General features: G+C 64.0%; 17 protein-coding genes. 13 read left to right on the top strand and 4 right to left on the bottom strand.

The features are described from left to right. Positions 1-15: 15 nt before the first annotated feature. Positions 16-1056, top strand: a complete 1041-nt coding sequence (locus tag AC3A6I_RS04070; RefSeq protein WP_487541907.1) for a glycosyltransferase family 2 protein — start codon at positions 16-18, stop codon at positions 1054-1056. After that, complete coding sequence (locus tag AC3A6I_RS04065; RefSeq protein WP_487541906.1) at positions 1053-3179, top strand: NAD-dependent epimerase/dehydratase family protein; 2127 nt, start codon at positions 1053-1055, stop codon at positions 3177-3179. Before AC3A6I_RS04070 ends, AC3A6I_RS04065 begins: the two co-directional genes overlap by 4 nt. 30 nt (positions 3180-3209) lie before the next feature. Here the strand turns inward: AC3A6I_RS04065 and AC3A6I_RS04060 are convergent, their stop codons facing one another. Continuing rightward, a complete protein-coding gene (locus AC3A6I_RS04060; RefSeq protein WP_487541905.1) occupies positions 3210-4169 on the bottom strand; it encodes a glycosyltransferase in 960 nt (319 codons plus the stop codon). A gap of 143 nt (positions 4170-4312) precedes the next feature. On the opposite strand from AC3A6I_RS04060, the gene AC3A6I_RS04055 reads away from it, so the two are divergent. Continuing rightward, positions 4313-5860, top strand: coding sequence for a hypothetical protein (locus AC3A6I_RS04055; RefSeq protein WP_487541904.1), 1548 nt, complete (start codon positions 4313-4315; stop codon positions 5858-5860). Here AC3A6I_RS04055 and AC3A6I_RS04050 read toward each other — a convergent pair. Next, positions 5818-6663, bottom strand: a complete 846-nt coding sequence (locus AC3A6I_RS04050; RefSeq protein ID WP_487541903.1) for a 2OG-Fe(II) oxygenase — start codon at positions 6661-6663, stop codon at positions 5818-5820. The two genes, AC3A6I_RS04055 and AC3A6I_RS04050, sit on opposite strands and share 43 nt — an antisense overlap. A gap of 78 nt (positions 6664-6741) precedes the next feature. Then, positions 6742-8127, bottom strand: a complete 1386-nt coding sequence (locus AC3A6I_RS04045; protein WP_487541902.1) for an oligosaccharide flippase family protein — start codon at positions 8125-8127, stop codon at positions 6742-6744. Positions 8128-8410: 283 nt separating this feature from the next. Here AC3A6I_RS04045 and AC3A6I_RS04040 point away from each other — a divergent pair, with 283 nt between their 5' ends. The 9 genes from AC3A6I_RS04040 to galE all read left to right on the top strand — a co-directional run bounded on the left by AC3A6I_RS04040 (position 8411) and on the right by galE (position 22443). After that, on the top strand, positions 8411-10006 hold the full coding sequence (locus AC3A6I_RS04040) for a hypothetical protein (RefSeq protein ID WP_487541901.1): 1596 nt from the start codon (positions 8411-8413) through the stop codon (positions 10004-10006). A 374-nt stretch (positions 10007-10380) separates the two neighbouring features. Next, positions 10381-13782, top strand: a complete 3402-nt coding sequence (locus tag AC3A6I_RS04035; RefSeq protein WP_487541900.1) for a calcium-binding protein — start codon at positions 10381-10383, stop codon at positions 13780-13782. A 94-nt stretch (positions 13783-13876) separates the two neighbouring features. Continuing rightward, on the top strand, positions 13877-15571 hold the full coding sequence (locus tag AC3A6I_RS04030; RefSeq protein ID WP_487541899.1) for a type I secretion system permease/ATPase: 1695 nt from the start codon (positions 13877-13879) through the stop codon (positions 15569-15571). After that, positions 15558-16952, top strand: coding sequence for an HlyD family type I secretion periplasmic adaptor subunit (locus tag AC3A6I_RS04025; RefSeq protein WP_487541898.1), 1395 nt, complete (start codon positions 15558-15560; stop codon positions 16950-16952). Before AC3A6I_RS04030 ends, AC3A6I_RS04025 begins: the two co-directional genes overlap by 14 nt. A gap of 213 nt (positions 16953-17165) precedes the next feature. Continuing rightward, complete coding sequence (locus tag AC3A6I_RS04020; protein WP_487541897.1) at positions 17166-17741, top strand: transglutaminase-like cysteine peptidase; 576 nt, start codon at positions 17166-17168, stop codon at positions 17739-17741. Between the two features lie 329 nt (positions 17742-18070). After that, complete coding sequence (locus AC3A6I_RS04015) at positions 18071-18433, top strand: hypothetical protein (RefSeq protein ID WP_487541896.1); 363 nt, start codon at positions 18071-18073, stop codon at positions 18431-18433. Between the two features lie 13 nt (positions 18434-18446). Beyond that, on the top strand, positions 18447-20705 hold the full coding sequence (locus AC3A6I_RS04010) for a glycosyltransferase (RefSeq protein WP_487541895.1): 2259 nt from the start codon (positions 18447-18449) through the stop codon (positions 20703-20705). Further along, complete coding sequence (locus AC3A6I_RS04005) at positions 20705-21367, top strand: hypothetical protein (RefSeq protein WP_487541894.1); 663 nt, start codon at positions 20705-20707, stop codon at positions 21365-21367. Before AC3A6I_RS04010 ends, AC3A6I_RS04005 begins: the two co-directional genes overlap by 1 nt. An 89-nt stretch (positions 21368-21456) precedes the next feature. After that, complete coding sequence (gene galE / locus AC3A6I_RS04000) at positions 21457-22443, top strand: UDP-glucose 4-epimerase GalE (RefSeq protein WP_487541893.1); 987 nt, start codon at positions 21457-21459, stop codon at positions 22441-22443. Positions 22444-22479: 36 nt separating this feature from the next. Here the strand turns inward: galE and AC3A6I_RS03995 are convergent, their stop codons facing one another. Further along, on the bottom strand, positions 22480-23904 hold the full coding sequence (locus AC3A6I_RS03995; RefSeq protein ID WP_487541892.1) for an ABC transporter substrate-binding protein: 1425 nt from the start codon (positions 23902-23904) through the stop codon (positions 22480-22482). A 258-nt stretch (positions 23905-24162) separates the two neighbouring features. Here AC3A6I_RS03995 and AC3A6I_RS03990 point away from each other — a divergent pair, with 258 nt between their 5' ends. Continuing rightward, complete coding sequence (locus AC3A6I_RS03990; protein WP_487541891.1) at positions 24163-24864, top strand: GntR family transcriptional regulator; 702 nt, start codon at positions 24163-24165, stop codon at positions 24862-24864. Positions 24865-24905 lie beyond the last annotated feature (41 nt).

Below are 24905 nucleotides of genomic sequence, written 5' to 3'. Positions count from 1 at the left end.
AAGATCTGGAAAGAGATGGCGCTTGTGACGGAACGTTCGGCACGCGAGTCCCCGGGCGCGCTGATGGGTGCAGTTGTCATCGGACGCAACGAGGCGCAACGCCTGCCTGAAGCACTGCAGTCAGTGCATATGGCGGGGCTGCCTGTGATCTATGTGGACAGCGCCTCAAGCGATGACAGTGTCACCATCGGTGGCCGGCTGGCTGATCATGTGCTGGAGTTGGATCCTCAAGTTCCGCTTTCGGCCGCTCGTGCGCGCAACGAGGGCCTCGCGGCCCTTGTCGCCCACCATCCGGGGCTCGAGCATGTGCTGTTCCTCGACGGCGACTGCAAACTCCTTCCCGGCTTTTTGGAAGATGCGCAATACACCATGAACGCCCGCCCGGACGTCGCTGTGGTTATTGGCCATCTCGTCGAGAAGCCTGCGCCGGAGAACATCTTTTCTCGCCTCGCTGCATTGGAATGGTCCAGTGCGCCAGGCGACATCGACAATTACGGCAACCTCGGCGGCATCATGGTCGCCCGCATCCGCGACTTTCAGGGTGTTGGAGGTTTCAACCCGCGTATGATCGCGGGCGAGGACTCGGAGCTTGGCGTACGACTGGCGCTGGCCGGACGCATCGTCACAAAGATCGACCGCCCCATGGCCGAGCACGACGCCGGCATTACCAGCCTGCGGCAATGGTGGACGCGCTCCGTGCGGGCCGGCCACGCCCTTGCGGAGCGCTACATGCTCCATGGCCGCAGCCCGGTGCGGGATTGCAGGCGCGAGTTCTTCAGCACCCTGTTCTGGGGAATCGTCGTTCCCATCGCAGCTTTGCTGCCGGCATGGCCAACCCATGGCCTCTCGCTCCTCCTGCTTCTGGGCTACCCCTATCTCGCTTGGCGCATGGTCCGGCATTTCAGACGGCGGGGCGCCTCTACCCAGGATGCGTGGCTCGGAGCCCGCTTCGGCCTTTATGCCAAATTTGCCAACACACTCGGCCTGCTGCGCTATTTCTGGCGGCGCCTAACCGGTGAAATCAAGATCATCGAATACAAGCAAGCAAAGGCATGACTGGTCAGCACGTGACGACACGCCCCATCAAGGTCGGCATGCTGGGCGCCGGCTACATCCTCAAGTCCCATGCCACCGCCGTCGCACAGCTACCCAATTGCTCGCTGCACATGGTGGCGGACGTTGCCATAGGCCGCGCCCGCCAGGCCGCCGAGCTTTACGGCTTCGCCCATGTCGGCGGATCGGTGGAAGACATGACCGCGTCCGATTGCGACGTCGTGCACATCCTGCTGCCGCCCGCCCATCACATCGCGGCGGCGCGCGCGATGATCGCGGCGGGCAAGTCCGTCTTTCTTGAGAAGCCGATGGGCATAGACAGCGCCTCCTGCGCCGAGCTGTGCGACGAGGCCGAAGCACGCGGGCTCCACGTCGGGGTCAACCACAACTTCCTGTTCGGTGAGCGCTACGAAGCACTCCGCGCGCGCATCAAGAACGGCGAGATCGGCCGCATTGACGATGTGTCGGTCGATTGGCTTTACGATCTGCCGCAGTTGCGCTTCGGCCCGTTCGACAATTGGATGCTGGCCGCTCCCGCCAATGTGCTGTTCGAGATTGCCCCGCATCCTCTCGCCTTCCTCGTTGACCTGATCGGTAAGCCAACGATCGAAATGGCGATCGCGAGCGACACTATCCGCGTGCCCAACGGGGTCGCGCTGCCACGCCATTGGCGCGCGGCCGGCCATGCCGCGTCGGCGAGCGCCTCGATCAATCTCTCGCTCAAGCCGGGGCAAGCCGAGCGCGTACTCCGCGTCCGGGGCCGGGGCGGTAGCCTCACCTATGATTTCGGTCGGGACTTCGGCTGGATCAACAAGACCACTACCGACAATCCGATACTGGACGTCTTCGGCACCGCTCGTGCAGCCGCAAGGACGCTGAGCGAGCAATCGCGTCGCGGGCTCTACGCAGCCCTGAAGAAGTCGCTCGGAAGAAAACCCGATGCTGGTCCTTTCGAGGCATCCGTGTTCCGCTCGATCCGCCGCTTTTACGAAGGCGGTCTCTCCACCATCGATCCGCGTCACCGGGGCCGGTTCGCTCTCGAGGTCATCGAGCTCTGTGAGCACATCGCAAGCCAGGCTGGGACCGGCCCAACTGCCGCCCGCGCCGTTGCGCCCGATATGCCGCGCATTGCCCGAAAGCCCGACATCCTTGTCGTCGGTGGCAGCGGCTTTATCGGTCGGAAGCTGGTAGAGAAACTGTGCCACAGAGCGCACCACGTACGCATCCTGTCTCGCAGTGCCAACGCCGCCGCCTTCCAGTTCGCCGGAATGCCGGTAGAAATCATGGCAGGCTCCCACGGTGATCCAGCTGTTGCCGCCGAGGCCGTCGCAGATGTCGACACCGTCTTCCACCTCGCCAAGTGCGAGGGCAAGCGCTGGGAGGACTATGTCACCGGGGACATCGAGCCAACGAGGGTTCTGGGACAGGCTGCGCTGGATGCCGACGTTCGTCGCTTCGTTTATACCGGCACGATCGATTCATACGCATCGGACGATCCCGCCACCGTGATCGACTGCGACACTCCGCTCGATCCCGACATCGCCAGGCGCAATCACTATGCCCGATCCAAGGCGGCCTGCGAGGCGGCGCTGCGGGGGATCGGCCTGCCCCTCATCATCATGCGCCCCGCCATTGTCGTCGGCCCGGGCAGTTCACCGGCGCATCTCGGCATCGGGCGGTTCACCAGCGAGACCCGCGTGGAGTACTGGGGAGATGGCAAGAACATGCTTCCACTCGTCTCCGTGGATGACGTGGCCGAAGCCCTTGCCCTCGCAGTCTCCGCTCCCGACCTCGAAGGTCGGCAGTTCGTGTTGAGCAGCCCGCCGCTTCTCAGCGCGCGGGATTACGTCGATACCTTCGAGGCGCTGAGCGGGGGCAAGGTCGAGCGGATCGAGAAATCTGCGCTGCTCCACTGGCTGGCCGACCTGGGCAAGGAGGCTCTCAAGAACGCCATCCGCCACCCGAACCGCCGCTGGCCCACGCTGCACGACTGGGCCTGCAAGAGCCATCGCAGCCGCTACGATTCCAGCGAGGCCTACGCCAAGCTCGGCTGGGCCCCCGTGGGCGACCGAAAGCAGATGATCGACGAGGTCATCACACCGATGGTGAAGAGCTACCTTGCATAGAACAGCGGGGGCGTTCGGTCTTGCCCACTCTCAGTCCGGAGATAAGGGGCGAAGCCCCAGCAATGGCCGGACGGCAAGCCGCCAGAAGTCGCCGTAGAACCGCTTCGGTGCGTAGGCGGGCCGCCCGCGCAGCCGGCTGATGACGGCATTGGCGGCCGCACCTGCATACCAGGCCACTGCGGCAAGCAGGGCCGGGCCGCGACCGCGGTTCTTCTCGAAATAGTGCTGCCAGGAATGGTACCAGTAGGCGGGTAGTCGACGAGAGGCCCCGTGCTGCACGCCAGTGGCGGCGGCCTCCGCGTGGACCACGCGCGCCTCGCTCACATGCCACACCTCGCCGCCCTGCCGGGTCAGCTGCTGCATCAGGTCGACCTCCTCGAAATAGAGGAAATAGGACGGGTCGAAGTAGCCGGCACCCCGGACGGCCGACAGGCGCAGCATGACGGCTGCCCCGGAAACCCAGTCGACGCGTTGCGTGCCCGTCGCCGGGGGAAGGGGTACCTCCCAACTGCGCAGGAGCCGATCCACCGGTCCGAAGCACAGGGCCGAAGCGAAGGTGCTGGCGATGCCAGGAAAGCGGAAGGCCGCAGTGACCCGGACGCCATCCGGGCCCACGATGCCCGCCCCCGCCGCGGCAGCCGCCGGATGGGCATCGAGAAAGTCGGCGAGGATGCCGATAGCCTCGTTGTCCAGCCGCGCGTCAGGATTGAGCAGGAAGGCGTAGACAGGCGGTTCCGCGCGCTCCATCAGCTCGGTGAGAACAAGGTTGTTGCCACGCCCGAAGCCGTGGTTCTGCGCCTCGCAGCGCAGTTGCACCTCGGAGCTCCAGCCGCGCTCGGCCAGCGCTGCTACAAGTACATCCGCATCGCCGTTGGGCGATGCATTGTCGACGACATGCAGTTCGATCTGCCGGCCACCATGCGATCGGGCAAGAACGCTCCCGATGGCTTGGAGCGTAAGATCAGCAGTATTGTAGTTGATAATGATCACCGCGATTTCGGCCGATGGGGCAGGATTCACCGTAAATCCACTTCGGAAACGCGACGCTGGACCAGTTGTCGAGCCTGTGATGAAGTTGCCGAATACACTATCGTCCGATGCATAACCCCTGGGACGCCTCATATCAAAGGTAAATGGCTGTCGTGCCTAACGCGTTCGCCTATCTTGCCTTGGCTGCCTGGCCTGTCGTCGCGTTCTTTCTGTTTCGCGCGCTGCCGAGACCGGCGGCGCTCATCTGGACCGTGGTGGGTGGATACCTGCTGCTTCCAACCGGCGCAGGCGTCGACCTGCCGATGATCCCCACCCTGGACAAGACGCTGATCCCGGCGCTTTGCGCGGCGATCCTGTCCTTGATGTCCCGCGACCTGCCCGCAGTGCGCCGCACGGTCTCGGCGCCGGCTGCAGCCACTGCGGCCGCCTCGGCCTCCCCGTCATGGGGCTCCCGACGGCAGGCATCCGTTACAGCGGAGGCGAACATGGCAACGCCGCGTTCGCCGATCGGACTGCTGGAATGGCTGCTTCTCGCAGGGATGGTGCTCGGCCCGCTCGTCACGGCCATGCAGAACGCCGAGCCCTTCGTCTCGGGCGTGCGCTGGATACAGGGTCTGACCCCCTACGACGGCGTTTCGGCGATGTTGGCCGGGCTGATCTACATCCTGCCTTACCTGCTGGCGCGCCGCTACCTCGGCGGCGAAAAACAACATGTCACGTTGCTGACGATCCTGTGCCTCGCCGCGCTCGCATACTCCCTGCTCGCCCTCGTTGAAGTTCGCATGAGCCCGCAGCTGAGCCGGTGGGTCTATGGCTTCCTGTTCGCGGACTTCATCCACTCGATGCGGGACGGGGGCTTTCGGCCGGTGGCTTTCCTGCAGGGCGGGCTCTGGCTGGTGCTGTTCCTGGCGATGGGACTGCTCGCCGCAGCCGTGCTGAGCCGCGTCCAACTGCAACGCAGGACAAAGTGGCTGGCAGCCGCCGGCTGGCTGCTCGTCACCATCGTGCTCTGCCGTTCCCTCGGCGCCCTGGTGATCGCGATTGCCCTCCTGCCGGTCGCGGCACTCATGCGGGTCCGGGCACAGCTGATCGTGGCGGCCGTCGTCGCGGCGACGATCGTCGCATACCCGGCCCTGCGCGGCGCCGGCGTCATTCCGGTCGATACGATCATGGCCCTGGCGGAATCGATCAGCGCCGACCGAGCAGGATCGTTCAACGTCCGGTTGGTAAACGAGGACGCCCTGCTGGCCCACGCAAATGAGAAGCCGCTGGCTGGATGGGGAGGGTGGGGCCGTTCCCGCATCTATGACCCCGACAGCGGCAAGGACATCAGCATAACCGACGGCAGTTGGATCATCGCGATCGGGACATCGGGGTGGCTCGGCTATGTCGCCCAGTTCGGATTGCTGACACTGCCGATCTTCATCCTCGCCGTCCGCGGCCGGCGCCGGGAGGTACCGCTCGCGACGGGCGGGCTGTGCCTTGTCCTCGCAGCCAACCTGATCGACCTGATCCCGAATGCTACGCTCACACCGGTCACCTGGCTGGTGGCGGGCGCGATCATGAGCCGGGCGTCGCTGCGCGCACCGGAACCGGCGAAGCCCGAGATGCCCCCGCGGCAGGCTGCAAGCTTCGCGCGGGCAGAGAACTACAGACCAACCCGCCGCAAGGCCCCCGCCACCCTGCGGTAGAGCATCGGCGGCAGGATGTCCTGAACGAAGGCGCTGCGCGCTACCGCGACATCTGCCTTATCCTTGGAGCCCGGGCGGGGCTTGAACAGCGTCGAATGCGACTTGCGCGAAGCATCCCAGGTGGCGGTGTAGTAGTAGAGCGCGATCGAAAGCCGCGGATCGCCGTTCGGATTGTTCACCGGCTCGGGATTGCCGTGGAACGTGTCCGAAGCGGTCGAGAAACATACCATACGGTTGAAGAGCGGTACAAAGCTGGCCTCCTTGCGGGTCATCTGCTTGTCCCACACCTCGAACGAACCGCCCCACTCCTCGCGCCATTCGCGGTTGAGGTAGATGATGACGTTCAACCGGCGCTCAACATTCATGTGCGTGTGCAGATTGAAGTCGGCGTGGATATCAAGGTGGCCGCCATTCAGGGTTCGGTGAATCCCGGCGCCCATGAAGTAGGGATCGGGGATCAGCCCGGTAATGCCGGTCATCTCTTCAAGGAAGAGGATGAATGGCTTCGCGTTCAAGGCATAAAACAGGTTCTTGGTGTAGCTGGGCAGCCGTTCCGGGATGTAGGAGCTCTTCAGCCGCTCCTGAGCGCGATCGAAGCTGGATGCAGCATCGAGCGTCTCGAGAACTGACAGATCGCCAATAACCCGGTTCAGAACGTCCTCAGGCATGAAATTGTCGATGCAGATGTGGTTATACGGCTCGGCCGCCTGATATTGCGCGGCATATGTCTTTCCGGTCGCCCGGGTGCTCTCGACATCGGTCAGCAGAGTTTCGGGGTTGATCTGATAAACAGGGGTAGACATCGTCTCTCTCTTTTGCACATCGGGATCGTATTACGGTTCTGCAATAGCAATTCGCCGCTATCTGCCTCAACAGAGCCACTACAAATCATAAGTCGCGTAGAGATAGGCGGCAAGGCAGGCAATAATAATCAGCCAAATAAGGTCAACGCCGGCACCGTGACCAATAATCCCGCGTTTGCGGGCAACAAGCAGGGGGGCTGCAGCCAGGCCCCGCAATGCCATCGCTAGAAGTGCGCCCGACAGGCCGAACAGGTTATAGGCAATGGGTAGCGCGACGAAGACGAAGGTGGCGGTGAGTACCGATGCCCACATCGTGGTGCGACTGTCACCGATACTCAGCGCCAGGATTCCCCCCAGGTTATACCGGGCGCAGAGCACTCCAAGCGACAGCACCGGGATGAGCGCGGCCGCGTGTGCGTAGTCCTCGGAGTAGAGGATACGGATCATCGCCGGCAGGACGAATAGTGTAAGCGCGAACAACACGGCCGAGGCTAGGTCGACCGACTTAGAGAACTTGCCAAACACGGACGTCAGCCGCTCCCGCCGATCGCGGAATGTCTCCGCGAACGACGAGAAACCGACGCGATCGATCAACAGGGCAATCAGCCCGACGACAGCCTCAACCCACAGGCTGGCGATGGTGTAATAGGAGAAGGTCCGAGCATCCAGTAGACCGCCCAGGATGATGCGATCGGCGTAGCCCGCAGCAAAGGTGATCATCGACGATACGATCAGCCAGCGGCCGAACACCCAAAGCTCCGTCGCTATGTCGCGATCCCACGCGAATCTCATCGCAGGGCCTTCGAAAATCAGATGCGACACGACAAGGCGAAAGATCGAGCCGACAAGTATGCCGAGAAGCAGCGACCAGACGCTCGCCTCGATCAGGGCCAGCGCGATCATCGCGATCAAAGTCACCACCTGAGTCGACAGGTTTAGGGCCACGACCCGTTCGAAGCGGAGTTGACGTACCGCCAGCAGTTGGTTGGTCGACTCCAGGCCCTTGGTGATCAGGGAGATAGCGGAAAGTGCGATCAGTCCCGGCAATGCGGGGTCCGCGTAGATCGAACCCGAGGGCGCGAAGCGCGGTGCCAGCAGCCATATCGCGATACTCGCGACAACTGTGAGCCCCGCGATAGACAGACCGCGGAAGATTTGTACGACCCATGCCACCCGCAGAAAGAGCGGCGTACCGCCATCCTTCGACTGCACGATGCTACGGTGGATGGAGATGTCGGTGAGTAGAGTCAGGCCGATCTGCAGAGTTGTGACCATCGCCATGAGGCCAAAGGCCTCTGGCACAAGCAGTCGAGTCATGATCAAGTTATTGGCTAGGCGCAGGACATAGCCGATGCCGAGTTCGACTATGCTCCAGAACGCTCCGACTGCAGCTCGCCCCTTGAGCGAGTCGGTGGCCCGAAAAATCGATAGCAAAATGCTGGGCTGTGCAATGATTTGCTTCAAGCGCATAAGACACCACGCAGGCGAGACTGTTGACCTTAGTGTCCGCCAGAAGCCGTTGCCAATCATTCAAGACAGCACAATGACGAGAAAAGACAGCCTCTTGGGCCGGGGCAAGGTGGCGAGAGGCATCCTGCGTGCGATGGCCTTAAGCCTCGTTACCCTGGCCGCCGGTGCGCTTGCGATAGCCGATGAACGGTTTGGCCTTACGAATCCGACGCTTTCGCTGGGTCTGAGTGGGATATCGGACTGGTCGCCAGAGCTTCCGTTCCTCGACCTTATGAAGATGTCGCGGCCCATGTGGGGCTATGCCGGAGCATGGGAGGATATGGACCACGCCGGGCTCAAAGCCAGCGGCGTGCTCGATGCCAATGGCTGGCCCACGGAGATCCCTGACGGGATCAATGGGATCAGGACGATCTGGGCATCGCAGGAAGGTACACCCGGCATGGGTGGTCCCTTCGTGCTGACCTGGGAGGGCGAAGGCACGATCCGTCTCGGCGATGCGACGATAACCAGCAGCGGCGACAACCGCATAGTCTTCACCAACCCCGGCAGCGACAGCTTCTGGCTCGACATCATGAGCACCGACCCCGGCGGTACCGGTGACTACATCCGCAATATCCGCATCGTGCCGGCCGAGTACGAAGCCCTCGCCGATGCCGGGGAAATCTTCAACCCCGACTTCCTCGCGACCATCCAGGATGCGCGTCAGATCCGCTTCATGGACTGGATGGACACCAACGGCTCGGTCCAGTCGGAGTGGAACGACCGACCACAGGTCAACGACGTCACCTGGGCCACATATCTCGAGGCCCGCAACGGCGTGCCGGTCGAGATCATGGTCGAACTCGCCAACAAGATCGGCGCCGATCCGTGGTTCAACATGCCACACATGGCGACCGACGAGTATGTCGCCGAGTTCGCCGCCTATGTACGCGACCATCTCAACCCGGAGTTGGTCGCCACCGCCGAATACTCCAACGAAATATGGAACTGGGCTCCGGGCTTCGGCCAGACGGGCTGGGCATATGCCCAGGCACAGGCCTTGTGGGGTACCGATCAGATCGATGGCACCCCGCACACCAATCTCGATTATCAGGCCATGCGCGCGACCCAGGTCGCGGTCATCTGGGATGAGGTCTTCGGGGCCGATGCCGAAGAGCGGGTCGAGAACGTGCTGGGGCTGCAGAACGGCAATGACTGGTGGCTGCAGTACCGCATGCTGAACGGCCTCGTGTGGCAGACCAAGGATCCCCAGCACTTCGTCAACCCTGCCTCGGTGTTCGACGCGGTGACGGTAAGCACCTACTTCGGCGCCGAGACTCTCGCAACGCCCGCGCTGCGGGATGAACTGCTCAACTACCTCAGCACCCACAGCAACGAGCAGACCTTCACCTGGCTCGCCGGCAAGCTGCTCGACCCGGCATATGCCGAAAGCATTCCGGGCGTCATCGCCAAATGGAACAAGGTCAATGCAGTGACCGAAGCCAACGGGCTCGACCTGATCGCCTATGAAGGCGGCCAGCACGTGCACATGGCCTACGATACCACCGGCATGACGACCCAGCAGGTGAGCACCCTCGACGCCTTCCTGATCGCCTTCGTGCGCAGCCAGCAGATGGCGGAACTCTACAGCCACCTGTGGGACGCCTGGGCCGAGGTCGGCGACGGAGCGTTCATGCAGTACGTCGCCGTCGCCAGTTCCTCCAAATATGGCTCTTGGGGTATCCTCTCCAACCTCGCCGACTGGAACCCACGCGCCGACTTCCTCTTCAGCAAGAATGCCCAGCAGGACTCATGGTTCGGCGACGGCGGCGGCACGCGATACCAGCAGGGGGTGGATTGGGCGGCGGCGTCTCTCCGCAAAGCGCCGCGCTAGCATCCCCGCCGGAGCCTGCGGCCATCGCCTGCAATGAGGCTCCGCCGATCGTCAATCGTTACACGTCTTCGCTCCCCGATAACCGGCATGCGATCGATGGTTATGACTGCATTCACTGCAATGGTGTACTGTATATTACACCATATATTGCATTTTCGATTGTTCTACTCGCGCTTGAATAAGGGGTGACCGGTAGGATGATGCTATCGGCTTGAGCAAGGGGGCTCGGCCACAAGATAGCCGCGCGAGGTGCCCAGTTGGCTGACACGAATACCATTCCTGCAGGCGTTGGCCTTACGAATCCGACGCTTTCGCTGGGTCTGAGTGGGATATCGGACTGGTCGCCAGAGCTTCCGTTCCTCGACCTTATGAAGATGTCGCGGCCCATGTGGGGCTATGCCGGAGCATGGGAGGATATGGACCACGCCGGGCTCAAAGCCAGCGGCGTGCTCGATGCCAATGGCTGGCCCACGGAGATCCCTGACGGGATCAATGGGATCAGGACGATCTGGGCATCGCAGGAAGGTACACCCGGCATGGGTGGTCCCTTCGTGCTGACCTGGGAGGGCGAAGGCACGATCCGTCTCGGCGATGCGACGATAACCAGCAGCGGCGACAACCGCATAGTCTTCACCAACCCCGGCAGCGACAGCTTCTGGCTCGACATCATGAGCACCGACCCCGGCGGTACCGGTGACTACATCCGCAATATCCGCATCGTGCCGGCCGAGTACGAAGCCCTCGCCGATGCCGGGGAAATCTTCAACCCCGACTTCCTCGCGACCATCCAGGATGCGCGTCAGATCCGCTTCATGGACTGGATGGACACCAACGGCTCGGTCCAGTCGGAGTGGAACGACCGACCACAGGTCAACGACGTCACCTGGGCCACATATCTCGAGGCCCGCAACGGCGTGCCGGTCGAGATCATGGTCGAACTCGCCAACAAGATCGGCGCCGATCCGTGGTTCAACATGCCACACATGGCGACCGACGAGTATGTCGCCGAGTTCGCCGCCTATGTACGCGACCATCTCAACCCGGAGTTGGTCGCCACCGCCGAATACTCCAACGAAATATGGAACTGGGCTCCGGGCTTCGGCCAGACGGGCTGGGCATATGCCCAGGCACAGGCCTTGTGGGGTACCGATCAGATCGATGGCACCCCGCACACCAATCTCGATTATCAGGCCATGCGCGCGACCCAGGTCGCGGTCATCTGGGATGAGGTCTTCGGGGCCGATGCCGAAGAGCGGGTCGAGAACGTGCTGGGGCTGCAGAACGGCAATGACTGGTGGCTGCAGTACCGCATGCTGAACGGCCTCGTGTGGCAGACCAAGGATCCCCAGCACTTCGTCAACCCTGCCTCGGTGTTCGACGCGGTGACGGTAAGCACCTACTTCGGCGCCGAGACTCTCGCAACGCCCGCGCTGCGGGATGAACTGCTCAACTACCTCAGCACCCACAGCAACGAGCAGACCTTCACCTGGCTCGCCGGCAAGCTGCTCGACCCGGCATATGCCGAAAGCATTCCGGGCGTCATCGCCAAATGGAACAAGGTCAATGCAGTGACCGAAGCCAACGGGCTCGACCTGATCGCCTATGAAGGCGGCCAGCACGTGCACATGGCCTACGATACCACCGGCATGACGACCCAGCAGGTGAGCACCCTCGACGCCTTCCTGATCGCCTTCGTGCGCAGCCAGCAGATGGCGGAACTCTACAGCCACCTGTGGGACGCCTGGGCCGAGGTCGGCGACGGAGCGTTCATGCAGTACGTCGCCGTCGCCAGTTCCTCCAAATATGGCTCTTGGGGTATCCTCTCCAACCTCGCCGACTGGAACCCACGCGCCGACTTCCTCTTCAGCAAGAATGCCCAGCAGGACTCATGGTTCGGCGACGGCGGCGGCACGCGATACCAGCAGGGGGTGATCAAGATCGCCGGCAACAGCGGCGAAACCCTTGTCGGCACCGACAAGGACGACGCGCTGATCGGCGGCGACGGAAACGACGTCCTGATCGCGGGCAAAGGCAACGATCGGCTCAGCGGTGGCAAAGGCAACGACACCTATCATGTCGGTGCCGGCATGCCCTTCATCGTCGATACGGCAGGTTGGGACACCATGGTGTCGTCGATCGGCCGCGACATGAACGACTATGCCTTCATCGAGAACCTGACGCTGACGGGCACCGCCAACATCAATGTCATCGGCAACGCGTGGTCGAATACGATCATCGGCAATGACGGCGATAACATCATCGACGGCGGCCCGGGCAACGACATCCTAAGGGGCGGCCTGGGCAACGATACCTATGTGCTTGCGAACTCGTACGACACGGTCATCGATACCGGTGGCAACGACACGATTACCTCGAGCATCAGCCGCGACCTGCGGAACTATGTCGGCATCGAGAACCTGACGCTCACGTTCGGGGCGTATGTGGACGGCACGGGCAACGACATGGCCAACGTGATCACCGGCAACTCGGGCCACAACACCCTGCTCGGGCTCGGCGGCAATGACACGCTCTACGGCGGTGCCGGCAACGACATTCTCGATGGCGGCGAAGGCAACGACATCCTCAACGGCGGCACGGGCAACGACACCTATGTGCTCGCTGACGGCTACGACACGGTCATCGACTCGGCCGGTATCGACACCATCACCTCCTCGATCACCCGCGACCTCAACAACTATCTCGACATCGAGCACCTGACGCTGACCGGCGCCGGCAACATCAATGGCACGGGCAACAAGTGGTCCAACACCATCACCGGCAATGCGGGCAACAACTCGCTGTGGGGCAATGATGGCAACGACACGCTGATCGGCGGGGCCGGAGCGGACAAGCTCTACGGCGGGACGGGTAATGACATCCTCGAGGGCGGCCTGGGCAACGACATGCTGTACGGCGGCATCGGCAACGATACCTACATACTCGATGATGGCTTCGACACGGTGATCGACGACGGCGGCTGGGACACCATCACCTCATCGATCAGCCGCGACCTCAACGACTACCCCAACATCGAGATCCTGATCCTGACCGGCACCGCCAATATCAACGGCACCGGCAATAAATGGTCGAACACCATCACCGGCAATGACGGCGACAATGTCCTGGATGGCCGCGGCGGTGCCGACACGCTGATCGGCGGGCTCGGCAACGATACCTACGTCCTCACCAGCGCGACCAACGACATCATCATCGATGTCGGCGGCAACGACACCATTACCTCTACCAGCAGCCGCGACCTCAGGGACTTCACTGGCATCGAGAACCTGACGCTGACCTTCGGCGCGCATGTGAACGGCACCGGCGACGCCAACGCCAACAAGCTCATCGGCAACTCCGGCAACAACGTGTTGCGCGGCCTCGCCGGCAACGATGTACTCGACGGCGCGGGCGGCCACGATACGCTGGTCGGCGGTACTGGCACCGACATCCTGACCGGGGGCGCCGGCCGTGACATCTTCCGTTTCGAATCCCTCATGGACTCGACTGTCGGCTCGGGTCGCGACGTCATCCGCGACTTCGTGCGCGGGCAGGATACGATCGATCTGTCGGCGATCACCAATGGTGGAACGCTGCTGCAGCAGGGCGCGGCCTTCACCGGCCAGCACGATCAACTGCGCTGGTACCAGGTCGATCTGGCGGGGACGGCTTCCGACGTGACGCGGGTAGAGCTCGATGCCAACGGCGACGGCGTCGCCGATTTCGAGCTCGAGCTCAGTGGCCTGCACGCCCTGACCCGCTCCGATTTCCTGCTCTGAGCCACTTGCGTGCCGCTCACAGGCGGCACGCACCCGCTATAGGCAACATCCTTAACGCTCCGATCTTAGCATCCGCACATCAGGGTGCAGGTGCATGGGCAGCGAACTCGGTCGGGTCGTCGGACAGCTGTGGCGGAGTTGGACGGGCGTCGCGTTCCTCAGCGGGACGACGAACGTGCTTGCCCTGTCCGGCTCGATCTTCATGCTCTCGGTCTATGACCGGGTGATCCCGAGCGGCAGCGTGCCGACGCTGATTGCCCTCGGGGTGATCTGCCTCGCCGCCTACGGGCTGCAGGCCTTCGTCGATGCCGTGCGCTCGATGATGCTGACGCGGATCGGGCTCGCCACCAAGGAAGCGCTGGCGCCGCGCGTGTTCGATGTGGCGGTGCGCAGTTCGGCTACCGGGCAGGCCAGCAAGGCCGGCGCGTCCAAGGACCTCGACCAGATCCAGGGCTTCCTCTCCTCGGCCGCACCGACCGCGCTGTTCGACCTGCCCTGGGTGCCGCTCTATCTCGGCATCTGCTTCCTGTTCCATTTCTGGGTCGGCGTGTTCGTCACCGCCTCGGCACTGTTCCTCGTGGCGCTGGCGGTGGTGGGCGAATTGCTGTCGCGAACGCCGTCCAAGTTGCTTGCCGATGCCAACGGGTCGCGCGCCACGCTGCTCACGGCGAGTCAGCAGCAGGCCGAGTCGCTCTACGCGATGGGCATGACGGCGCCGCTGGCTGCGGTGTGGCGACGCTCCACGCTCGATACGGTGCGGCTGGGCCAGCAGCTGTCCGATACAGTGAGCATCACCAGTTCGCTGTCGCGGACCACCCGCATGGTGGTGCAGTCGTCGGTGCTGGCCCTCGGCGCCTTCCTCGTCATCTCGGGCGAGGCGACCGGCGGCATCATGATCGCGAGTTCCATCCTCTCGGCCCGGGCGCTGGCGCCGATCGACCTGACCATCGCCAACTGGCGGTCCTTCCTCAACGCCCGCCAGAGCTGGTCACGGCTCGACGCGACGCTGCGGGAAATGCCGGCCGAGGCACCGAGCTTCGTGCCGCCGCGTCCGCACCTGTCCCTGAATTGCGAGGCGATCGCGGTGGCGCATGCGCGTGGCCAGCGCCCGGCCCTCGCGGACATCAATTTCGGCCTCGTCGGCGGGAATTTCCTCACCGTGCTGGGCGCCACCGGCTCGGGCAAGTCGACGCTGGCGCGCGCATTGATCGGCATCTTGCCGCCGGCTGCCGGCTCGATCCGCCTCGATGGCACGGCGCTGGGGCAATGGCCCTCGTTCGAACGCGGCAGGTTCATCGGCTACCTGCCGCAGCAGGTGACGCTGTTCGAAGGCACGATCGCCGAGAACATTGCCCGCTTCGATCCGGCGGCAACCTCGGAGCAGGTGATTGCTGCGGCTCGCGCCGCCGGCGTGCACGATCTCGTCAACCGGATGCCGGCCGGCTACTCGACGCGGCTGGGCGAAGGCGGCATGGGGCTTTCGGGCGGCCAGATGCAGCGCCTCGGGCTGGCCCGGGCGCTTTATGGCGAACCTTTCCTCGTCGTGCTCGACGAACCCAATTCCAGCGCCGACGCCGAAGGCGACGCGGCACTGCTGGGCGCCATCGAGGGGCTGAAGGAACGTGGCACCATCGTCATCGTTGCCACGCACCGCACCGGCGTGCTGCCGCTCGCCACGCACGTCCTGCTGCTCGCCAACGGGCGCGTCCAGAGGTTCGGCGCGGCGGCGGACGTCCTGGGAAAGGTCCGGCAGCTCGATGTGAAGCGGGAAAGCCATGCAGCAGCGTAACGACAGACTGCCCGTCCCGGTGCGTGCCGGCGCGACGACGCGCGCCGCAGTTGAGGGTGCAGCCGCGCTGCAGGCCGTGCCGGTCGCGCGGACGAGCGCCTTCTCGGGACTGCGCAGGGTCGGCTGGCTGGGCCTTGCGACAACCGCTTTCGCGGCGGGGGCGATGGGCTGGTTGATCAGCACCACGACGATCGCCGGCGCGGTGATCACCACCGGCGTGCTGGTGGTCGACAGCGGCGCCAAGCCGGTGCAGCATCCGAGCGGCGGGGTCGTCGCCGAAGTGCTGGTGCGGAACGGGGACCGGGTTATCGCCGGCCAGCCGGTGGTGCAGCTCGATCAGGCACTCAGCGCGGCGCGGCTTGCTTCGGCGACGGCGCAACTGACACAGAATCAGGCCCGCCTCGCGCGGCTGGTGGCCGAACGCGACGACCTGACCGCGCCGGCGTTCGACGGGGTCGTTCGCGACCCCTCGGTGTCCGCGGCCGCGTTCGAGGCGATCCTGCGGACCGAACGCGACCAGTTCGAGCGGCGGCGCGACGAGCTCGACGGTCAGTTGGCCCAGCTCGACGAGCGGATCACGCAGGCCGAGGCCGAAGGGCGGGCCAACGCGGCGCAGCTCGACTCGGTACTCGAGGAGCGACGACTGCTCGAGACCCAGCTGGTCGACCTGCGCAAGCTCTACGAGCAGCAGTTGCTGCCCTACCCGCGCCTCTCGGAAGCCGAGCTGGCGCTGACGCAGGCTACGGGCTCAGAGGGGCGGTTGCGCGCGACCATCGCCGCAGACAAGGGCAAGCTGGCCGAGCTACGTGTCACCAAGATCCAGATTTCGCGCACCTGGCGTGCTGAAGTGGCCGAACAGATTGCCCAGTTGCAGGCCTCGAGCGCCCAGCTCACCGAGCAGGCGGCGCTGGCGCGCGACCAGATGCAGCGCTCCACCGTGCGCGCCGCACAGGACGGCATCGTGCATGAACTCGCTGCGCTGGCTGCCGGCACTGTCGTCCAGCCTGCCGAGAAGCTGATGCTGATCGTACCCGACCATGACAAGCTCGTCGGCGAGGTCAAGATCAGGCCCGGCGACATCGACCAGCTCTACCCGGGCCAGCACGTGACCATGCAGTTCTCTGCCTTCGAGCGGGCGAGCACGCCGTCGGTCGAGGCGCGTCTGGCCGCGATTTCGGCCGATCTCGTCGAGGACCCGCGTACCGGTTCGCTCTACTATACCGCCCGGGTCGAGCCCGAGCAGCTCGAGGGCCTCACGAGTCGCGGCCTGACCCCAGTGCCCGGCATGCCGGTCGAGGCTTTCATCAAGACCGAGGACCGCACGATCCTATCGTTCCTGACCAAACCGCTGCTCGACCAGGCCAACCGCGCCTTTCGCTAGGCCGCTCAAGTAGTTCCACTCCCCCCATCTGTCTTTGCTGCACGCCGTGGCCGTATTTGCTCGCTCTCGCGGGCTGTTGCGGCCACGTTAAGCTTAGTAATTCACTAAGTCCGGCGGCGCGCCTTGCATTTTGCTCCCCGCTAACGGCTTAGTAACCACCGACGGCGGTCCGGGCCGTGCCAAAATAGAACATCCGGACGGGGAGTTGTGTCGATGGCGGTCCTTGCCCGCTCAGCCGCTCGTACGGCCATGCGTCTCGCCGTCGCGGGAGCGATGACTGCGCTGATCGCGCTCGGGTCGACCACACCAACGACCGCGGGTTCGGCCGTGCCGGTGCCGCGCGGCTTCCAGATCATGTGTATCGATCATCCCTCCGAGTGTCGCGGTGGCGGCGCCAGGGAAGTCGCCTATACCGAGCGGCTCTCGGCGCTCATGACGAAGGTGAACGGTCAGGTCAATCGGCGGATCTCGCCCGTGCGCAACGAGGTGATCGACGTGTGGTCGATCAATGCCAGCCGTGGCGACTGCGAGGAGTATGTGCTCGCCAAGCGCAAGGCGCTGATCGCCGCGGGCGTACCGGCGAGCGCGCTCAGCATCGTCTACGCGCTACGCAATGGGGGTGGCCACGCCATTCTCGCCGTTCACACCGACATGGGCTCGTACGCGCTCGACAACATGACCGCGCGCGTCAAGCCGCTGTGGAACACGGGCTACAAGCTGGTGTCGATGTCCGGGCCGGACCCGCGTGTTTGGCAGCGCGTGCCGCGCACACTACTTGCATCACAATAACGTCGACATTTCTACTATACTATATTTCACTCTATAAGCTTATGTGGCAAGTTCCGCTGGAGTCTATGTCGATCTGTAGTGTAACATGATCGCCACCGAATCGAAATTTTCGTTTCGATTCCGCACGATAGGTTAGATCGACACGATCAACTGCGGCCTCCACCTGTCTTCTCCTCTCCGATAAACGGAATCGAAGGAAATTCCACGCACACTACTCGCGCTGTCTCCGGGGAGGCGGCACGCGACTACTGTTGTGCGTGAGTTTTCACACAAGGGGGGCCACGGAGACGATGAAGAACTCCAAGCTTCAGCGATTGGCGTTGGCGGTCATGGCTGCCGGTATCCTGTTCGGCGGCGCGACCCGCGCGATGAGCACGGAAATCTCGGCCGCGGATTTCGTCACCAACCTTCACCAGTATGTCGAGAACGGCGAGATCGCCGCGGCGATGGACGCACTGCGCCAGCTGCAGGCCCTCGGCATCAACCAGATCCGGATCGGCGACCAGTTCTACAGCATCGCCGACGTGCTCGCCGCGCTCGAGAACCCATCACAGGCCCGCATGATGCTCGCGACGCTGATGGCGTCGGTCAACGCGGGCGTCACGGCCTATTTCGTGGCTGAGAATCGCACGGTGGCCAGCGTCGAGTGGGCGCCTGCGACCGACCTGTTCCCGACGGGATCGGCTGGCTGACGGATACAGGACTATGCTGACGCTGATACTGCCAGTCCGGGACTGGCCGCTCGAGCGGGTGAACTATTGCATCCGCAGCTTCCAGTCCCTCGGCTCGGGCTATCTCAGCGAAATCCTGGTCATCGATTTCGGCTCGGAAGATCCGGTGGATCTGCCGGAGACCGACGGTGTCCGACTGGTTCGCCTCGAAGCCAATGTCTGGAGCCTGGCCGAGGCGATCAATGCCGGCGTCGTGCTTGCCAGTAACCGGCTGATCGCCAAAACCGATGCCGACATCCTGATCAGCGGTGACAGCCGGGTGGAGTTCGACCGCATGGCGCGCCGCATCGAGCGCGGCGAGATCGGCCTGGGCGTGGCGCAGTGCACCGACCTGCCGCAGGACCACAGCCCGGCGGAAGCCTTCGAGCTGGTACAGCGCGACCACCGCGCTCTCGGTCGGCTGCGGCCGAAATGGGGCCAGGGCGGCCTGGTCTTCTTCTCCCGCGACGTCTGGGACGAGGTTGGTGGCTTCGAGTCCCGTTTCACCGGTTGGGGCAATGAGGACATTGATTTCGCTGAGCGTGTCCGCCGCACCGGCCGCCGCGCCATCTGGTCAGACCGCGAGAAGCTGTCGATCTTTCATGTCTGGCATCCGCCATCCTGTGCGGCGACGGGTGTCCTGAAGCAGCGCGAGAACAACCAGCGCCTCGCCAAGGATGACAAGAGCGTGCTGCGCGCGCCGACCTTCCGCCATTCCAACCTGTCCGAACTGGTTGCGCCAGCGGTGCTGCGCTCGGTCTCGCCGCTGGTTACTCTCGGCATTGCGACTACGGCGCGGCCCGATCGTGAGCGCATGATCATCGAGGCGATCAACAGCTTTCGCGGGCAGATCGACAACGACTTCGAAGTGCTGGCAGTCGACAACGGCTCGTCCTGGGAAGAGACGGCACGCCTCAGGCATGCGCTCGGCCAGCTGACCTGGACCGACCAGTTGCGCGTCGAGGCCGAGACCGAGGGCTCCATCCCTCGCGCCCGCAATGTCATCTCCAGCCTGGCGCGCGGCCGCTACATCTGCGTCGTCGACGACGACGACATCGCGCTGCCCAATCGCCTGAGCGATCACCTGCGCGTCTTTGCCAATGACGGCATGGTGCATGGCTCGCATGGCGGCTGGATCGATTTCGACGAGTCGACCGGCCTGATTGAGCGCAACAACGGCAAAGACCGCTCGATCGCGACGCTGCTCAAGGGCACCGGCAAGATCACCGCCCATCCGGCGAGCCTCTATCGCACCGACGTGATGCGCGCCCTGCCCTACGACGAACATTACGCGCTCGGCTCGGACTTCGACCTCGCGCTCCGGCTCGCCAATAACGGCTTCGAGGTGCCGCACACCAACAGCTACCTGACGCTGCGGCGCTATCATTCGAGCAACGTGACGATCACAGGCCAGTCGAACCAGGTGTCGAATGGCGCCGCGGCGCGCAACCGGGCGCTCGGGAGCTTCGATTGGCAGCGCATTGCCGGCCTCGAACAGGAGGCCAAGGCGAATAATGGCGATGCCTATTGTCGCAACCAGATGTCGCTCACGACGCTGTCGACGCTCATTCCCGACTATGTCGGCGACTGGCGCATATTCGTGCCGATCGGAGTGCTGTCGCAGGCCTCTGCGCCGGCTGGACGGGGCCGCACGCCGCCCGCCCTCGACGGCGGGATGGACGAAATGGCGCTGGCGGGACTGCCGACACTGGTCGAGGCCGGTGCGGGCCGCTCGAGCTCGACCCTGCAGCGCCTGCTCGAGATCGTCGAGGGCGATGTGTGCACGCGGGCTTCCGGGCTGAACCAGCCCATCTTCTTCCGCTCCGATGCTCTCGATGGGATCGGCGCTGCCCGACGCGCCAAGGATGCCATCGAGGACCTGCTGGGTCAGCCGGTCATCCTGAGCTCGCGACGCCAGGCCGAAATCGACCGCGCGCCGCCCTTCGACTGGCGTAACCTCAAGGTCGGCAGCGGCGAGCGGCGGCTGCAATCGCAACGCTTCGGCGACCTGACCGACCTGCTCGAGAGGGTTGCCAGCTTCGGGCGCAACTCGCTGCTGACATCGGCCCTTTCGGTGCTGGCCGACTTCGACGAGAAGGGCGAGGCCTATTACCTCGTCAGCGCCGGCATCAAGGGCATGGAGAACCTGGAACGACTGGAATTCGACCTGCGCCGCCGGCTGCAGATCCCGTTCCGCCAGACCACCGGCAATGGCGACATCACCGAACTCGTGCCCAGCTCGCGGACGCACTGATGCTATACAAGGCCTCCTACTTCGAACCGCTGGGCGAGACGCGCATCGAGCTCGTGGCCAACAGCCATTCCGACAGCTGGCCCATGCTGCGCCGGCTCATATTCCGCAAGACGCCGATCGACCTGGGCACCCAATCCCTTCCCCTCGCCGCGGCGATCCTGACCCGTGCCTATTGCGGCGACGTGTTCGAGTTTGCGGGCGTCAAGATCGGCTCGGACTATGCCGACGCCATCCGGGTGTTGCTGCCGGCGCAGGCCAACGTGGTCAACGTCGACGGCTTCAACCGCTCGTTCTCGACCGGCGAGGTCGATGTGGCAGTGAACCGCGCCGGCAAGGCCGCGACCTCCGAGTCCCATGCCGGCAACATACCGCTGGCGCGGGTGGATTGGTCGGGCGATTTCGTCGATGTCACGACACGCAACTCGGCCGGCTTCGCCTTCGGCACGGTGCAGACCAATGCCGCGCTGTTCGCCGATCCGTTCTCGGTGTCGGTCGCGGTCGGCCTGCTCCACGGACGCGACCGCTGCGGCAAGCTGTTCGTCTCGCCGCCGGCCATCGATCGGAGGCATTACGACGCGGTGAGCCAGGCTCTCAGGATCGTCGGCGTCACACTCGTCGCGAGCCTTGAGGACACCCACCCGGTGCTGGCGAGAGCCGGCTGACCGTCGCCGTCAAGTCGTTAAGATATCTGGGCAATAGTTGCGCCGGTGGCGGGTCTTTCCCGCAGGCGCAGTCTGATGGCGGTGAAGAATTGACAGTGCTCGTGACCGGCGGCGCCGGCTATATCGGCAGCCACATGGTGCTCCGTCTCGCCGATGCCGGAGAGCGTGTCGTCGTGATCGACAACCTCACCACCGGTTTCGACTGGACGATCGACCACCGCGCCACCTTCGTACAGGGCAATGCCGGCGACATGGAACTGGTCGGCCGCGTCATCGCCGATCACCGGCCCGACGCGATCATTCATTTCGCCGGTTCGATCGTCGTTCCGGAGTCGGTGGCCGATCCGCTCAAGTACTACGCCAACAACACCGCGACCTCGCGCAACCTGATCGAGGCGGCGGTGAAGGGCGGCGTCAGGCACTTCATCTTCTCCTCGACCGCCGCGGTCTATGGCAATGCGGGGCTCGAGCCGGTTTCCGAGCTGAGCCCGCTTAGTCCGGAATCGCCCTATGGACGATCCAAGCTCATGACCGAGATGATGCTGGACGATGTGGCCCTGGTCCACCCTCTCACCTACGGCGTGCTGCGCTACTTCAACGTCTCGGGCGCCGATCCGGCCCGCCGCAGCGGCCAGTCCTCGCCGCTCGCCACCCACCTGATCAAGGTCGCATCGCAGGCAGCGTTGGGCCGGCGTGGGCAAGTCGGCATCTTCGGCACCGACTTTCCCACCCCCGACGGCACCGGCGTGCGCGACTACATCCACGTCACCGACCTGGTCGAAGCACATGCCCTGCTGCTCGAGTACCTGCGCAAGGGCGGCGCGTCGGCGACGATGAACTGCGGCTACGGCCGGGGTTACTCGGTGCGCCAGGTGATCCAGACCGTCAAGGAGGTCTCGGGGGTCGATTTCAAGGTGGTGGAGGAGCTGCGCCGCGCTGGCGATCCGGCCTCGATCGTGGCGCAGGCCCGGAAGGTGCGGGAGGTGCTCGGCTGGCAGCCGCAGCACGACGACCTCGGCGAGATCGTCGGCGCCGCGCTCGAATGGGAACGCTATCTCGCGACGCGCAACCGGTAGGCGGACCGGCGGCAGTTACCGCCGGCCCGCTGATCGCTAGATGCCGCCGCCGCGCAGCTGACGCACCTTCTCGGCCGCGTCCTTTGCTGCATCCTCGACGCTCATGGCGCCGGTCAATGCGTTCTGCATCATGTCAGGGATGATGATGTTCATGATCTCGGGCGCCTCGGGCAGGGCCGGGAACGGAATGCCGTTGGTGAGCATCGAGGTCGTGACGTCGAGGAACTTGATGCTGTCGAGGCGTTCCTTCATCCACTTGGTCTTGAAGCCGCCCAGGTTGCCCGGGTTCGAGCCGGCCCAGGCGAGCTTGAGCGACCATTCCGGGCTGGTCCACATGCAGATCAGCGCCTTGGCGGCCGCCTCATCCACCGCCCCGCCATCCACATACTCGCTCTTGACGATGTGGATGTTGGAGCCGCCGAACACCACGGCGCGCTTGCCGTCGGGGCCGGCCGGGATCAGGCCGTAGCGGATGTTCTCCACTACCTTGTCGGCCGTGGCCTTGTCGGTGCCGGTTGCCTCGCCGGCGAGTTCAAGCATGCGAGCATACTCGGACGGATGCGAGATCACCATGGCAAGCTGGCCCGAAATGAAGGGGCCCTGGTTCTCGGTCTGGGTGTTGGTGAGCGCTGACGCCGGCACCGACTTGTCGCGGACATACATGTCATAGGACGCCTGCAGCGAGCGGATGCTCTCCGGGCTGTCGAGCCGGATCTCGTCGTAGGTCGGGGCCGGATCGGCCTCGTCGAACACCCCGCCACCGTAACCCCAGAGCTGGGGCATGTAGCGATAGGGCGTGTTGCCGGCATTGGGGCGGGCAACGAGGCCGTAGCCCGAGATGCCCAACTTGTCGTGGATGATCTTGGAATACTCGACCACGTCATCCCAGGTTGCGGGCGGGTTCTCCGGATCGAGTCCGGCGCGCTGGAAGATGTCGGCGTTCCAGATGAAGGCCATGGTCTCGTTGTTGGTGGGGATGCCGTAGACCTTGCCTTCCCAGGTCACCGCCTTCATGGCGCCGGGCCAGAAGTCCTGCGTCGAGTAGCCTACATCCTCGGGCACCAGCTCCTCGAGATAGCCCTTGGCGGCGAACTCGGTGCCGCCCAGGATCTGGAGGCGGATCGCCATCGGCGCGGCATTGCCGAGCAGCGCGGTGCGGAACTTGTCGAGCAGCTCGTTATAGGTGATGCCCTGCTCGGTCAGCTCGATGCCGGGATAGGTAGCGCGGAACGCCGCGAAGAAATCGCGGTAGTTGTCGCGCATGATTTGCGGGTCACCTTCGAAGATGCCCTGGTACCAGAAGGTGAGCTTGCCCTTGTAGTCGGTCGGGGTGACCGAGTTGCAGTGGCCGACGGTGTCGAAATCCTCGGTGCCGGCGATCTCGCGGACATATTCCGGAGACCACTTGGAGACATCGACGCTCTGCGCGAATGCGGTCGAAGTCAGCAAGGAAGCAGCCATGCTGGCCGCGATAACTCCATGCGAAAGCGCACGGTGAAGTCCGTGTTTTGACATTCAGATCCTCCTCCTTCCACGACCCCAGCGCCCCTCGCGCAGGATCGGGAAAAACCTCCCCGGCAGATGCCGGTCGTGCATTTATACGAAGGAGAATTCTGCACAAGCAATCCAGATTTTGCAAAATTTGATTCAGCCATCTGGAAATCTGTTCCAGAAATCGGCAAAGGTGAGCTTCCCAGCCGCAAATCAGGATGGACGTAGATGAGCGAGTTCAAGGCCCGGCCGCCCGTAGGAATCGATCCGACCGGGGTCTCCGAGGAGGGTGCCGTCGCCTACGAACTCATTCGTGACGACATTATCTCGGGCCGGCTGGAGGCCAATGCGCGGCTAGTCGTCGCCGAACTCTCCGAGCGCCATAAGGCGCCAGCCAATGCCGTTCGCGAAGCCCTGCAGCTGCTGCGCTCACAGGGCTTCGTGCTGATGGTGCACAACAAGAGCGCCCGCGTCCGCCCGATCGACCGCGACTTCGTGCGCGATGTCTACGAGATCGGCGTACTGATCGAGCCCTCGATGGTGAGGTGGTTCGTCGACATGGCGACACCGGCCGATATCGCGGCGCTCGAACGCATCCAGGATGAGATCGAGGCCAACAACTTCGCCGATCCGATCCTGCACAGTGAGCTCGATACCCAGTTCCACACGCTGATGTACGAACGACATTACAACCACCTCGCGGCCGAGCTGTGGTGGAAGCATCGCGAGGTGCTGCGGGCACTGGCGCGGCGCTACAACTACACGATCTCGCGCCGGGCACAGGTGATGCGTGACCATCGCGAACTCATCCAGCTGGTCAAAAGCGGAGACGCGGAACGCGCCGCGGCGCTGATCGCACAGCATGTCGACGGCGCCGGCCGACATGTTCTGGAGCAGATGCGTGCCGCCACCTCGGCCCGTGCCAGCTAGCCATTTTCGGCTGGCGACCGGAGGGGTCGCCGGCCTTTCGT

The organism is Devosia sp. Soil_C_22, from assembly GCF_057657195.1.
Note: the sequence above shows the minus strand (reverse complement) of the source record. Positions and strands in the feature narration are given on the sequence as shown.